Genomic DNA, 14703 nt, shown 5'->3' with positions numbered 1-14703 from the left:
CATGGCTTGAAACTTAGCTGCCGCTGATTTGCGTAAGCGATAACCACTACCGATCGAGACTAATTCGGCATCGGGAGCTTCAGTATAGGAGAGATGATTGAGGACGTTATCGGCAGTCGGCGAATTGTTGTCAGTAGGTGTAGTTGCCGCAATAGGATCGCTCGTGCTAGCGATCGCCGGTGTTGTGGGCTGGGCGGCACGAGGCAGATTCAACCACATCATCGTCCCGCCACCAGCGACTAATAGTCCCACCAGTCCGGCAACAATGCCCATTAATGGTATTCCTGGGGTGACAACACTGCTAATATCATTCGATCGAGTTTTGCTGCCATCCCGCAAGGCTGCTGGGATGTCTTCGGCTTTTCCTAGATGAGCCGATTTATCTGCTGGTCTAGACCGATTGGACTTACTCAACTGTTGCTCCCTGTTGCGACGACTATATTGCATCTTGACATGATAGCTGATGACTACCGCGAAAAGATGTTCGAGAGTTGGATCTCTTAATTTCTAGTATTCCCAGGGTTGGCAGGTTTCGATCGGGGAGACGGGGAGACGGGGGGACGGGGAGACTGGGAGACTGGGAGACTGGGAGTTTGGAAAGAAGAATCATATTCTAAATCAACAACTCTAATTTTTCCTCAATCGACTTTCCCCGTCCCCTCGTCCCCAAGTCCCCTCGTCTACCTCCCGCCGATCGATTGAAGTGCCACAATCAAATCTGCGGCAGTCTGATAACGATCGCGTGCGCGCCGCTGGGTGATTCGATCGATTAGTGCTTGCAGTTGCGGTGAAATCGTGGGGATCGCAGCGAGATTAAACCGATAGCCGTCTGGGGTTAATTCGATAAAATCCGCCGGATTGCGGCCGGTGAGTAAGAAAATCAAGGTCGGACCGATCGCATACAAATCTGACTGGGTGCAGGGCTGACCGTTGTTTTGTTCTGGTGCCATATAGTCGGGCGCGCCGATTTTGGTACCGCCAAGGGTGCCGATTTCTTTGACTGCTCCAAAATCGAGTAAAAATATCCGTCGATCGATCGTTCGTACGAGAATATTGGCAGGTTTGACATCGCGGTGAATCAGCGGCGGCTGTTGTTGGTGAATATAGCCCAAAATCTCGCACAATTGCACCATCCAGTCGATCGCCTGCGAGAGCGAAATTTTTCCCCGCTCCATCACATATACATCCAAATCTTGGCCGTGGACTAGCTCCATCGCGAGATATTTTCGGCCAGCAGCGACGAAGAAATCGTAATACTGGGGAATGCCTGGATGGTGCAGACTATGGAGAATTTTGGCTTCGCGTTCAAATAGTTCCTGGGCTTTGGGGATCAGTGCCATATCGGCATTCATTTCTTTGAGTACCAGCAATTTAGTCTCATCCCAGGCTAAATAAGTCGTACCCATGCCGCCCTGCCCCAAGGGTTTGAGGACTTGATACTGGTGAATCTGCTGGATGACTTTGACGGGCTGGCCGCAGTGAGTACAAAATAAGGTATTTGGAGGATTGTCTAGGTGCTGACATTTGACTGGCGCGACTATTAGCGGGGGGACAATCTGCTCGACATCCAGACGCACGAGCAAAAACACCCGCTCTTGGGCAAATTGAATCCGATCGCCATCAGTCAAGAGGACGCGATCGATCGACAAACCGTTGACGAGCGTGCCATTGGCACTATGGTTGCTCAATTCCCAATAGCCACCGCCATGACGCAGACTGGTAAAGGAAATCGTTGCCTGTAGCCGCGAAATTGAGGGCTGATCGATGACCACTTGCTGTTCTGGCGATCGACCGATGTGAATCGGTGCGGGTGGACTAAATTGCCACTGCTGTAAGCTGTGACTTTGGCCTTCCTTCCACACCGAAATTTGAATACTTTTCATGCAACTAGCCGCAACTTAATTGCATCCTAATTACGTGCCGACCGTGGTGTCAAGAGCAACCGCCAATCCATGACATACGCACGCGCATCGCTATAGATCGGGCTGCGTCGACCGATCGTTGCGGCTAAGTCGATCGCGGTCGAAATTTTACCTTCACGATAAATGGCGATCGCCCGTGCGAGGGTGCGCCGATCGGCAATTTCCTGCAATTCAAATCGCCAGTAGCGTGCCTCCGTTTGTGCTTCAGCATAGAGCGATCGACCGGGGGCGATCCGATTGGCAATCTCGATTGCTTGGGACAGATGACCTTGGCTGGCCGTGGATAGGGCATTTAGCAAAATCGGGCGATCTTCGATCGTCTGAATTTTTTCAGTCCAGCCACCTACCGCTTCAGTAATCTCTTCACCCAAGGGGCGATCTTTGCCAACTTTTCCAGCCAGCTTCACCGCCGCTTTGAGATTGACTAGAGTCTCACCCCGACTGATGATTTGCCTAGCCTTAGCGAGGATGACCCGATTATCGATCGTTTCGATCTGGCGGCTCCAATTGGCAATATCGCTCTGAATGGTTTTTCCAGCTTCACTATCGGCAGGAACTTGCTTGGCAGTATCGATCGCCATTGCCAAAGTCGCTGGTTGTTGGAAGCTGGCGATCGTTTTCGCCCATTGGAGTTGGGTTTGCTGTTTGAGCATTCCTTGCCATTGCGATCGTTGCGTCCGTGCCAAAGTATAGATCGAGCTGGTTTTGGGGATTTTTTTGACTTGGGAGATCGCATCCATCATCGCCAGGGTGTGGCGTTTGCCCGCCCAGACGTGCGCTTGATTGAGCTTGACCCAATCTTGAGCTTCCTGATAGACCGAGACATCTTGAGGGATTTTTTGGACGATCGCGATCGCCCCGTTAAAGTTCTGCGCTTTGTAGGCACCGATACTCAACTGCACCAGATGCTTGCTCCATTTACTCCGCAAGGCTTGACCATCGTGATACACGTAAGTTGTAGGGTCGATTTGGTTGGCCAGTTTCATCGCGGTGACGATCGGTTCTGGCTGACTTGGCAATGGTGCCTCAACTACCTTATCTTTATCTTTGCCATTTTTACTAGCTGCGGCTTTGACGGCTAATTCCATTCGCCGAGCGCGTTCGGCATAGCTGTCACTTTCTTTGCCAATCAGGGCATCTTTGGCTTCTTGGAGCTGCTCCCAAGCATCGCGCTCTTTGGCCAGCTTGGAAGCCATTTGGTCGTGCTTGTATGCACTCCAATAGTTACCGCGCATCCGCTGGACTGATTGCAGGATCGCAAAAGCTTCACCCCAATCGCCAGTTTTCATCGCGGTGGTAAATTTCCGATCGATCTTCGTACTATCTTGAGCTTGGATCGACCATTTGGCAATTGTTTCTTGAGCCAGATCGTAGCTAGGACTAGTAATCGGGATGATCTTGAGCGTTGTGATCGCTTGCGTGATGTTACCTTCATTGAGCTGCTTGCGACCGATGCGGATCGAGTCTTCCGACCAAGATTTGAGCAACCGTTGGGATTCGCGATAGAGCGGGTGACGATCGGTCCAGTCTTTGACTAGTTCGATCGCCGCGCGTAACTTGGGTAATTCTTTAGTCTCGGCACCTACTTGCGCGCAAAACAAGCGTTCGCCATCGGTAGAAATTGGCGCGATCCCTTGACAACTGGGCGTTGGCGGTACGGCAATTAGTAACAAATAACTCGTAATCCCCGTGCCGCCGACCATTGCCGCCAACACTGCCCAAAATGCCGACCACGGATCGACAGTCACAGTAGGGAGATTGAGCTTACTAATCGGCGCGATCGCTTCGCTAAACAAATCCCGAGCGGGAATGTTACTAATTGCTACCACTTCAGCCGGATTGCTCTCGTCGCTCTCTGGCTCCGATTCCACTGGTGACGAGGCCGCGTCTCCTGGCTGGGGTGGGATTTGGTTGCTCCGTCTTCTAGATTGGAATCTTCTCCAGACTGCATTCAACTGCGTTTCCAGCCCCGATCGCTTACTACTTTGCATACTCGCCTCTTCAAATAAATATTAATTCTTAAATGTGTGATGAACAGATATTTTTTATAGTTATCAATCTTAGTTGCTGTGCCGACCACATCGCGCGATAACTATTTGCATCCTCAAAGATCAAGGTATCGAAAGTTACAAAAAATTCGCGTTTTGACCGTATTCACACCACTCGGTCGAACATAAATTTGTTTTACTTACCTTATCTTAATTATGTGTCCAGATCGTCGATTGCCAAAAATCGAACGATGGCTCGATGCTGATGACGACCTCAACCAGCTTATTGTTCGTGACAATTCGATATTGCCAGATCTTGGATAGCTTTGAGATCATAATTCGATGATAGGATCGAGATTGCGCGGCGATCGAGCATAGACTTAGAACAAACCCTCTCAGATTTTACCATTGCTAGCGATCTTTCAAACTACTTTTAGTAACAAAAGATGACTTGCCATTCGTCAAACTGAAGACAACTATTAAAACATGACAACTATTAGCATTAGCAATCGCGAGATTCTCAGCTTAGACTTAACGACGATCGTCGCCCCGATTGATCGGTGGTTAACGACCGATCCCAAACAATTTAATCTAGACCTAAAACTAGCGATCGACTACCACCAAGATCCCCAAGACCCCCGTGAACTCTCCGAAATCCCCGAAGTGCGGTTGTGGTTTATCCGCCTGGATGCCGTTCACCCTTATTTACCGCTGATCTTAGATTGGCAAGCCGGAGAACTCGCTCGTTATGTCGCAATGCTAGTTCCCCACCAATTTAGCCGCAAAGACGGCATTCAATACAATCCTGAAGCCTTAGAAATCTGGGTGATGCATCGCGTATTTTTGCTCACCGATTGGCTCGATCGTCAGCAAATTGTCGATCGATCCCGCCTGAAATTTATGACCCAAATGTTAGGTTATGAACTAGATGACGGGTTATTTCAATTGTTAGAGGGATAAAGCCAGCCCCAAAACAGGTAATAATCCCCTAAAGCCTAAAACCTAAAACCTAAAACCTAAAACCTAACGTATGAAAGCCCAAGTATTTCGCGGCGTCAATCAACTCAGCTATGAAGATATCCCCGTCCCCGAACTTGCTGCTGACGAAGTCCTCGTCAAAGTAAAGGTGGTTGGTTTGTGTCAGTCAGACATCAAAAAAATTCTCTACCCACTCTACGCACCACCCCGCATTTTCGGGCATGAAACTGCTGGAGTTATCGATCGAGTCGGTGCGGATGTTACAGATTGGCAAGTCGGACAACGAGTAGTCGTGATGCACCATATTCCCTGTATGCACTGTGGCTACTGTCTGCACGAAAATTACTCCATGTGTGACACCTACAAAAATGTTACGACCACCGCCGGATTTACCCCCAGTGGTGGCGGCTTCGCTGAATACGTCAAAGTACCCGGGCATATCGTCCGCAATGGCGGCTTAATCCCCATTCCCGATCGCGTCACCGACGAACAAGCCAGTTTTGTCGAGCCGACTAATTGCTGTCTCAAAGCCGTCAAAAAAGCCAATATCCAAGCTGGCGATACCGTCCTAATTACTGGGGCTGGCCCGATCGGGTTAATGTTTATCATGCTCGTCCAGCATTTTGGGGCTAGAGCCATCTCGACTGACTTAATCCCTACTAGGGTCGAAAAAGCTCTCGCCGTCGGCGCAGAAGCCGCCTTCGATGCCCGCGATCCCGATCTGACCGCCAAAATCCACGCCTTAACTGGCGGGATGGGTGTCGATACGGCGATCCTCGCCGTCCCCAGCGACAAAGCCTTTTTTCAAGCCTTAGATTGCACCCGTAAAGGTGGCAAAATCTTGTTTTTTGCTGAGTTTCCCGACGAGTTAGAGATTCCGATTAATCCGAATGTCTTGTATCGCCGCGAAATCGATTTGATGGGCAGTTATAGTTCATCATTCAAGGTTCAAGCTCTATCAGCAGATCTAGTCTTCAATCACAAAATTGATGTCGATGCTTTGATTAGCGATCGCTACCATCTCAAAGATTTAGATAAAGCAGTGGCGCAAGCAACTAAACCAACTGCCGAAACTTATAAAATCTTGTTATATAACGATTAGTTAGTTTCAGCATTCGCCCACATGCTTAGTTAGATGAATGGCGATAAGTTAAAGCAACTGCTTTAAACTTTGGCAAGTATAACTCTGCTTGTTTATCGCCTACCATGCCCACCATCAATGTATAACCACCAGATTTGGGGAATAGCATCACCTGATATATTTTCAGGGGTGCTTTGGTCTTGAGATCGCGAGCATTGGCGGTTATTTCCCAACCAGGAAGATTATCGATCGAGATCTCATTAGTTGTTGTTACTTTTTCAATCTCAATCTGTGGATAGTTAGACAACCGTTGCTGTGCGAATGATTTTCGATCTCCAACCGGAACGGCTCCGAGTGATGGCGTCACGATTAATAGCGGATCGGTAATTACCGACGAGCTGGGCACATTGCCGTCTTTGGTAAACGCTGCTGCCTTACCAAAAGCGGTGATTTTTGTGACTCTCACCAAGCCTTCTACCGCTGCAACTGTAAATGGTAGTGATGAAACAGCGGGAGCGGCGATCTTGCTAGGTACAACTGCCAGCACGACTCTTTTGAGATTCTCACTCAATTTCGGCGCATTGTCGATCAGGAAGGTAGCGGTAATAACCTTCGTGTCTTGCTCGTTACCAAACACCAAGATCCACTTCAGGAATTTTTGACCGTAAGCTGACTGCGAAACATTCAATAACAATCCCGGCTGGTTATCGATTGTGATCGATCGCTTGGAGATTAGCTCCATGCCTCTAGTTGCCAGCGTACTTTTATTAAATCCTTTGGTAACTGCTGCAAATGGCCCCGGTATTTTCGACAGCATCACTGATGATGTGGTGTCAGCTTGCTCGAATCCATAAAATGATGTTGCTTTAGTAAATCCGCTCGGCTGGGGAATGGCCAACCCAACTTCGGGAAAATCGACTAGATTTGGTTGTTTCGATAGGAGCAAACGGTTGGCAAATTGACTCTCGGCTGGGCGAAATCTAGATTCAGCGACACCAGGCATTTGTAAGCAGTTTATAGATCCGATCGAGGTCGCGATCGCGATCGAAATTAACAATTGATGTCTCATCACCAGATCGAGTCCAATAAATACTGGCACCAGTATACAGATGTTCGCCTATCGATCGATCTGGATCGCCAAGATGAAGCTGGAAATTGACGGGAAAGCGGGACTTTGAGCACTGCCTCAGTTGAGGAGATTAAAGCCGAGCGGCATCTCGATCGCGACACATTGCCAGAGTGCTATAGAGGTGAAAAGCTCGATCCCAGAGACTATCGGCGCGCCGCAATAATTCCAGATGGGGATCGATTCGTTGCAGTAGTTCTGGATAACCGATCGCTGTTTCGGCAAACGGGTTAAAATTGCTCTGGGTCTGATGTGCGGAAATTTGTTCGGTAATTTGGGAGATCAAATTTTTCCAGTTGTCGCGGCTCGTTGTCGGAATGCGTTGCCCATTGAGCAATCCCCCCAAATCTGCACTCGTGCGCGCGCTCGGCTCGCTCGTGAGTGAATGGCGATTTTGGGTAATTAACTGCTTGTAGTCACAAAAATCATACGTCTGCGCGCAAAGTCGGAAGATCGTGCGCCGATCGCGTAATTGGATGTCGCAGATGTTGACGTAGTCAAGAATTTTGGATTTGCGATGCGTGCGATTGCGGCCATCGATTTCCATCACCTCTTCAAAAATTGGGAGCATTCCCGTCACGATCTGGGTAACTTCCGACCAGTCAAAATTAAATGTCCGCAGCTCAGATCGATCATCCGTACAGACAATCGTCGCTTGCGGGTGAAAAGATTTTAAATGGTTGACCTGAAACACAAATACTTGCTGCGTATCTTGTTGCGAGACACAAAAGCAGGGGATTTCGGCTTTGAGGAGGCGATCTCGTAAAAAGTTTAATTGACCCATCTGTCCGACCCGGTACAGTCGCCACCCCCGACTGGGGAGTTGCAATCTGGCACTATACGGATCGAGATTCATAATCGTCGCAAACTGCTTGAACGTCGCTTGCTTGTGGTCGGCGGACATCGGTTCTAGTACCAAAAATCCTGGTTCGATCCGATCTTCAATGCCAGCTTGGGCGATCGCGAGTTCGTTGGCTTGGTTTTGGGCTTGGATCTGCTCGATCCGCTCGATCCCTTTGCGTGCCTCCGCTATAATCTTGGGATTGACCGCCTGTTGGATCGCTAATCGATAACCTGGCAGTGCCTCATCGAGTCGATCGGTTGCTTCTTGCAATTTTGCCGCGTAAAGTTGAACTTGGGGATCGTCTGGTCGCTCGGCACTGAGCATCGCAATCAGCTTGGCAGCAGTATGATAGTCCTGACGATCGAGTGCATCAGCAGCTTGCTCTAACATAGATGGGGAGAAAATTAGTTGCAGTGATTAGTCTGGTGAAAGTCATCAGGGGTTAGCTGGCGATTCGCATCCACATTCACCTAACTTAGGATGCCCCTGTTCAGTCGGCTAATTTAAATCCGGCTTAGTCTTTTTCACTCCCCGCTGTCTTGAAAAGGTGCTCTACTTGCGGAGTTCGTCCGGTCGGGTTTCCCGACCATGGAACGAACCCAAGCGGGGGAAACCCATGTTCCCGCACTTTTCGCTCCCAGCTCCCAACACCCAACTCCCAACTCCCAACTCCCAACGCTCATGCCTCCAGCATCATCGATCGCCAGCCACTACACCATCATTGGATTACTACTCGGTTTTGCGATCGCCCATAGCGGCCTCGCCGCGTTGCGCCCCTGGGCGGAAACAAAAATCGGCGCGCGGTTATATCGAGTTATATTCGCATTAGTGAGTATTCCTTTTGCGACTATTCTGATTATTTATTTTTTCAATCATCGCTACGATGGATGGCAACTATGGCAAGTCCAGGGGACGCCATGGGTTACGCCCCAAGTTTGGATATAGACATATATCTCGTATAAATTTCTCTATCCAGCAACATTCAATCTCCTGGAAATCGCCGCCGTTTTCAAACCCCAAGTCCGCATCTATGAGACTGGCATCATGCGGATTACGCGACATCCCCAAATGGTCGGGCAGTTAATTTGGTGTGTTGCCCATACCCTCTGGATCGGGACGACATTTACCTTGGTGACATCGATCGGGCTGATGTTGCACCATTTATTTGCCGTCTGGCATGGCGATCGTCGCCTCGGTCAGCGGTATGGAGCTGAATTTGCAGCCGTTAAAGCCAGAACCTCGATCGTGCCGTTTGCGGCGGTGTTAGACGGCAGACAGACGCTGCAACTATCCGAGTTTCTACGTCCGGCGTATGTGGGCGTTATTGCCTTTGTGATGTTATTTTGGTGGGGGCATCCATGGTTGATTCAGACCACAGCACGAGTATTATTTTAAAGGCTCGATCTGTTGCTAGCAGATTAGTAGATCGGCTATTTCCCCACAATTAGCCCATTATTCCCTCGATCCCTACGCTTTATTCCTCGATCCCTATACCCAAATCGGGTGAATTAGCGTTACCATAATTAGCTATATAACAAAAAAAATTAATATTCAACCGACCCCCCTTTATGATCCATTCCGTAACAGATCTGAATTTTAAGGAACAGGTTCTTTTGTCATCTATTCCCGTGCTGGTCAACTTTGAAGCACCTTGGTGTGGACTTTGTAAGTTGATTCAGCCGACACTGATTCAGTATCACGCTCGCTGGGACGAGCAGATTAAACTAGTGAATATTAATGCAGATGATAATCTGAAATTAGCTAGTACTTATAAACTAAAAACATTACCCACTTTAATTTTATTTACCAATGGTAGGGTTGCCGATCGATTAGAGGGCTTTACGAGTCGGGACGGACTGCGAAACAATTTGGATCGGATGACCAGAACTGCTACCCGGCACTGGCAAATTGACGATCGTGGTACGCCGATTCAGATCGATTGGCGATTGGTGGCCATGGAATAGTTAGTTGATATCGTTGTGATCAAGACAGGGCTTGAGACATCCAGCCCCCATCACAACTCACTTCAAGCTGTGAGCTGACAAACTCCTGGTTTTTGGTAAGACTGTAGCTGGTAGATCGGATGAGATTCCAGCTACAGTCTAAATAATTAAAAGAGGATCGCTAAATCCGCAATCAAGATCGGTCTAATTGTCTTTAAGCTTACTTTTGACCGTAGCTTCGCGCTTGAACTGTTGTTTGCGTAGACTATCAATGCGTTGGTCTACTTGTTGTTGCAACTCGATCCGATCAACTCGCTTGCCATATATTTTCAGATACTTGATCGCGTCTTCCGTATTTCCATCAGCTTCCTTGAGTCTCGCTAATGCCAGATAATCTTGGGTTGCGACCATCGGGGCGATGTCATTGTAACTTTTGATCAGTTGGGGTACGGCGATCGTGATCAAGAATACTAAAAAGATCAAAGATATTTTAGCATCTGGTTTAGTTGACTCCACTAAATACATAGTCAAGGTGAATAGTAGCACCATCACCACTAACATAAAAATCAAGTGTGGATCTTGTAACAACAAGCCAGATACCTGTTCTATATCCGCGTGATTTCGGCCGATCGTGTATCCGACTAATGCTGTGGTAGTAGGTAATGTAAATTGCCGCAGACCCGAACCTTTGCCACTGAGATGAAAAATCAGCGACAAAATACTGGCAATACTTGCAGCGAAATTCCAGGTAGTCATGTTGTTTGTGCACCCCAGTTTTTCGTTAATATAATTAACGATTGACCGTTAAGATTGGTTAGATATCGCGAGTAATATTAGCACGCATTGGTCGATAGTGTCTGTTAGCAAAATGCGATCTGCTAACCCTGTTTCCGCAACAGTGGTGCGGCTGCCAGTAGCTCCTGGGTATATGGGTGTTGCGGATTGCTAAAAATCGACTGAGTGTCGCCCATTTCAACGATTTGACCGCGATTCATCACTGCAATTCGATCGCACAGAAATCTCGCCAGCCAGAGGTCATGAGTGATAAATAAATAAGTCAGATTATCTTCGCGTTTGAGTTCGAGCATCAAGTCTAGCACTTCGGACTGGATGGTCGCATCTAACATGCTGACTGGTTCGTCACAAATCACTAATTTGGGCTTGGTAATCAGTGCGCGCGCAATCCCGACCCGTTGCTGTTGGCCGCCAGAGAGTTGGTTGGGATATCTGTCAAAGTATTCCGCTGCCGGATTCAGCCCTACACGTTCGAGCATGGCGAGCACTTGTGCTCTGGTCGCGGCAGGGGTGGCATTGAGCGCGTGAATATTCAGGGGGTCGGCCACACTTTCCCCTACAGTCATCATCGGATTGAGCGACGCGCTAGGATCTTGGAAGATCATCTGCATGTCCCGCCGTCTGGCACGCATGGCTGTCGGCGATAATCCGGTGAGTTCTTCACCATCGAAGGTAACTTTACCGCCAGTTGCCGGAATTAATTGCAGGATCGTCCGCGAGAGGGTACTTTTGCCACACCCAGATTCGCCGACCAAGCCAAAGATTTCGCCTTCGTAGAGTTCGAGCTGGATATTGTCTACCGCCTTGACGATTTTGGTCTGGGCGTTGGTAAATAGCCGCTCTAAGAAGCTAGTTTCGATCGTGTAATGTTTCTGGAGTCGATCGACCGTCAGGATCGGCACATGTTGTTTAATCAGTGCATTAGGGCGCGGGTCAACTTGCGCGTCAAAACTGTCCTGCTGCTCCTGGTTGGTCTGAATGTGTAAGGCGGCACGCAATAAAGTTTGGGTGTATTCCGCTTGGGGATTGCCAAAAATCTGTTCGACAGTCCCTTCTTCTTCTTTGCGCCCTTTGTTCATCACCACGATTCGATCGCAATAAGTGGCAATCGTCGCCAGATCGTGAGAAATCAGCAATAATCCCATCTGCCGCTCGGCACACAACCGCGTCAATTCTTGGAGAATTTCGGCAGAGACGCGGACATCGAGACTCGTCGTCGGCTCGTCGGCAATTATCAGCTTGGGATCGAGCAGCAAAGCTAATGCGATCGCCACCCGCTGGCGCATTCCCCCGCTGAATTCGTGGGGATACTGACTCCAGCGGTCTGGCTCGATTTTGACGGCGGCTAGGGTGTCTAATGCGCGGCGTTTGGCTTGTTGCTTGGTAAGTTGTGGTTCGTGGGCTTGGAGAGTTTCCAGACAATGATTGCCGATGGTCATCAGCGGATCGAGTCGTGTCATCGGATCTTGGAAGATCAAGCCCACATCTTCACCCCGAAATCGCCGCATCTCTTCAGGAGCCAGATCGGGCACGGATCGACCCTCAAATAAGATCTGCCCAGCAATCCGCGACTGGGGCGGCAACAAGCGCATGATGGCCTTGCCCAGCGTCGATTTACCGCAGCCCGATTCGCCGACAAAGCCGATTTTTTCACCCGCAGCTAGTTGAAACGAGACATCTTCAATCGCATTGACAGACTGTTGGCTCGATGCTGATTGGGGGTATGTGACCCAGAGATTACGAACTTCTAGTAGGGGTTGGGGCATGTGGGTTGGGAGTGGGGTGGGGGACTGGGGGACTGGGGGATTATTCAAACATCAATCACTATTCACTATTCACTATTCACTATTCACTATTCACTATTCACTATTCACTATTCACTATTCACTATTCACTACCCTCTACCCTCTACCCTCTACCTAAAGCCTAAAGCCTAACTCTTATCTCGATCGAATCGCCGCATCAAATAAGCCGCAGCAAAGTCGCCATTGGGATGTTTGACGAGAATCTCGGCCAGATCGAAGACACGTTGTGCCATCTCGACACCGACTTTATCGATCACAGCTTGACGTTCGAGGGCATTCATGTGACTGGCACGGGCTTGGGCTTGCCAGCCGCCAGAAAAAATCTGGGTGATATTGGTATGGAGCTGCAATCGTTCGAGCACGTCCCACTCGCCTCGATCGCACCAAATCCCCCCACAAGCTAGACAATGTTCGACGTAGAAGGGTTGCTTGAGGGAAATTTTGCCTCTAGCCATAATCGATCTACATTCTGGACAATTGGCTGCTTTAGTATCGTAAGGGCTGGGACTATAGTGCAGATCGTAATTTTGGAGGATGGCATCATGACTAGAAGGGATCGCGGGACGCTCCGATCTCCAGGCTTGATACATCCGCCCCGGAATCCATTCACCGTCGCATTCTGGACAATGTTTTGTCAGCAGCAGATCGCTGAGAATCCCATTTGCCAACTCAGATCTACATTTAGGACAATCCATCTTTAAAAAAATCAGTTGCTAGTTGCTAGTCGGGACGAGCGCGGTGGCGGTTCCCATCTCGGTTGGAAGCCTTCACAGTTAGCTTCAGGCTGGTGATGTCAACCTCCAGTTTAATCTTCTCAAGTCAAATGTTGACATCAGAAGCCGCCACTTATGGTTGAGATCGCCAAATCTCGATCGCTGATTGGCAATATTGTAATAACAGGTTGACTTTATCCTGATAAGCCTGACGGCGGGGCTGACTGGTAGTCGGATGGCGAGCGGCAGCCATCAACATCACATCGATCGGTAGCAACCGGAACAGCCGATGGCTTTCGGTTACATACGATCGCATTTTACCAGCGATAGGAGCTGGGATTGCGTCGAGATCCTGCCCCAGCAACACCGACTCAAAAAACTCGATCGTCGCATTGAGACTCACCTTTAATTGGGCAGGCGATTCGGTAGGCAAGTTGGTAAGGTGGGTATATAGTTGCTGCCACATTAAAATCTGTGCCGACGGTAACATAAAAAATTCAGATAGAATAGAATATCATGTAAATAATTTTACACTTCATTTTATAGATCGAACCGCTACACGATCGGCTGTCGTTGTAAGTAAATTTTCACTACACTCAGATGATCCAGCAAGCTCAACATCGAGCGACACACCCAGTCGGGTCTGATAAATCGACGATCGAGAGATCGCAGCTACAACGATGATCGAGAGATCGGTGCATCGACTTGATCGAGTCATTACATCAAACCGTGAATTGGAAATGGTTTGGACGATCGCTCTTTAAATATTAAATATTGTTTTATCCTACCTTTGTTGAGCTATGACTACTCCGATCTCGATTTCTGCTGATAGTGTTACCGACTTAGCGATCACTGATGACTCAGGTCTGCCAGTGTACAGTTGTGACATTCCCGATTGGTTACAACAGTGTTTAGCTGAGGTACCGACTGCCGATATCCCCATCAATACCGATCGTCAATTAATCAAGAATGCCTTTAAATTTGCCTACGAATTACATGGCGATCAAAAACGCAAATCCGGCGAACCATATATCTGTCACCCAATCGCCGTAGCAGGATTACTGCGAGATTTAGGTGGTGGTGCGGCGATGATTGCCGCTGGATTTTTGCATGATGTGGTCGAAGATACGCCAATCACGATCGACGGGATCGAGTCTCGATTCGGTCAAGAAACCGCACATTTAGTCGAAGGTGTCACCAAGCTGTCTAAGTTTGAATTTTCCAGCAAAAAAGAGCAACAAGCCGAAAATTTTCGGCGGATGTTTATTGCGATGGCGCAGGACATTCGCGTGATCGTGGTCAAGTTAGCAGATCGAGTGCATAATATGCGAACCCTCGATCATTTACGCCCCGAACGACAGCAAGCAATATCGCAAGAAACTCGCGATATTTTTGCACCATTAGCAGACAGATTGGGCTTAGGTCGCATCAAATGGGAACTAGAAGATCTCTCATTCAAATATATCGAAGCTGAAGATTATCGACGAATCCAAGACCTAGTTGCCGAG

Annotated in this window: 12 protein-coding genes and 2 pseudogenes; 5 read left to right on the top strand and 9 right to left on the bottom strand. The window is 48.7% G+C overall.

The features are described from left to right. The 3 genes and pseudogenes from RMO27_RS05725 to RMO27_RS05715 all read right to left on the bottom strand — a co-directional run. Positions 1-447 (bottom strand): annotated as a pseudogene (locus RMO27_RS05725) (D-alanyl-D-alanine carboxypeptidase); the annotation flags it as partial. Between the two features lie 233 nt (positions 448-680). Further along, the gene (locus RMO27_RS05720; RefSeq protein ID WP_309730331.1) at positions 681-1883 is read right to left on the bottom strand and encodes an FHA domain-containing serine/threonine-protein kinase; all 1203 of its coding nucleotides are present in this window, start codon (positions 1881-1883) and stop codon (positions 681-683) included. 26 nt (positions 1884-1909) lie between these two features. Next, entirely contained in the window at positions 1910-3913 is a 2004-nt protein-coding gene (locus tag RMO27_RS05715) for a hypothetical protein (protein ID WP_309730328.1), read from the bottom strand. A 483-nt stretch (positions 3914-4396) separates the two neighbouring features. Between RMO27_RS05715 and RMO27_RS05710 the strand changes: the two genes are divergently transcribed. Continuing rightward, positions 4397-4870, top strand: coding sequence for a CRR6 family NdhI maturation factor (locus tag RMO27_RS05710; protein ID WP_309730324.1), 474 nt, complete (start codon positions 4397-4399; stop codon positions 4868-4870). Positions 4871-4940: 70 nt separating this feature from the next. Continuing rightward, entirely contained in the window at positions 4941-5990 is a 1050-nt protein-coding gene (locus tag RMO27_RS05705; protein WP_309730322.1) for an alcohol dehydrogenase catalytic domain-containing protein, read from the top strand. Positions 5991-6015: 25 nt separating this feature from the next. Here the strand turns inward: RMO27_RS05705 and RMO27_RS05700 are convergent, their stop codons facing one another. Together RMO27_RS05700 and RMO27_RS05695 are read right to left on the bottom strand one after the other, a co-directional pair. Then, entirely contained in the window at positions 6016-7068 is a 1053-nt protein-coding gene (locus RMO27_RS05700) for a hypothetical protein (protein ID WP_309730319.1), read from the bottom strand. A 100-nt stretch (positions 7069-7168) separates the two neighbouring features. Next, a complete protein-coding gene (locus tag RMO27_RS05695) occupies positions 7169-8329 on the bottom strand; it encodes a hypothetical protein (protein WP_309730316.1) in 1161 nt (386 codons plus the stop codon). A gap of 291 nt (positions 8330-8620) precedes the next feature. On the opposite strand from RMO27_RS05695, the pseudogene RMO27_RS05690 reads away from it, so the two are divergent. Next, positions 8621-9334: pseudogene (locus RMO27_RS05690) on the top strand (NnrU family protein). A gap of 173 nt (positions 9335-9507) precedes the next feature. Continuing rightward, on the top strand, positions 9508-9903 hold the full coding sequence (locus tag RMO27_RS05685) for a thioredoxin domain-containing protein (RefSeq protein ID WP_309730312.1): 396 nt from the start codon (positions 9508-9510) through the stop codon (positions 9901-9903). Positions 9904-10086: 183 nt separating this feature from the next. Here RMO27_RS05685 and RMO27_RS05680 read toward each other — a convergent pair whose 3' ends face one another. The 4 genes from RMO27_RS05680 to patD form a co-directional block, all read right to left on the bottom strand. Next, positions 10087-10638: a hypothetical protein gene (locus RMO27_RS05680; RefSeq protein ID WP_309730308.1), complete on the bottom strand. Its 552-nt coding sequence runs from the start codon at positions 10636-10638 to the stop codon at positions 10087-10089. A 122-nt stretch (positions 10639-10760) separates the two neighbouring features. Beyond that, complete coding sequence (locus RMO27_RS05675; protein ID WP_309730305.1) at positions 10761-12443, bottom strand: ABC transporter ATP-binding protein; 1683 nt, start codon at positions 12441-12443, stop codon at positions 10761-10763. Between the two features lie 167 nt (positions 12444-12610). Further along, positions 12611-13177 (bottom strand): zf-TFIIB domain-containing protein, encoded by a 567-nt coding sequence (locus RMO27_RS05670; protein ID WP_309730302.1) that lies wholly within the window; start codon positions 13175-13177, stop codon positions 12611-12613. A gap of 151 nt (positions 13178-13328) precedes the next feature. Beyond that, positions 13329-13685, bottom strand: coding sequence for a heterocyst frequency control protein PatD (gene patD, locus RMO27_RS05665; RefSeq protein ID WP_309730299.1), 357 nt, complete (start codon positions 13683-13685; stop codon positions 13329-13331). Positions 13686-13995: 310 nt separating this feature from the next. Here patD and RMO27_RS05660 point away from each other — a divergent pair. Beyond that, positions 13996-14703, top strand: a 708-nt coding sequence (locus tag RMO27_RS05660; protein WP_309730297.1) for an HD domain-containing protein, incomplete at its 3' end; no start/stop codon positions are given.

It is taken from the genome of Chamaesiphon sp. OTE_75_metabat_556 (assembly GCF_031378165.1).
Classification (GTDB): domain Bacteria; phylum Cyanobacteriota; class Cyanobacteriia; order Cyanobacteriales; family Chamaesiphonaceae; genus Chamaesiphon.
Note: the sequence above shows the minus strand (reverse complement) of the source record. Positions and strands in the feature narration are given on the sequence as shown.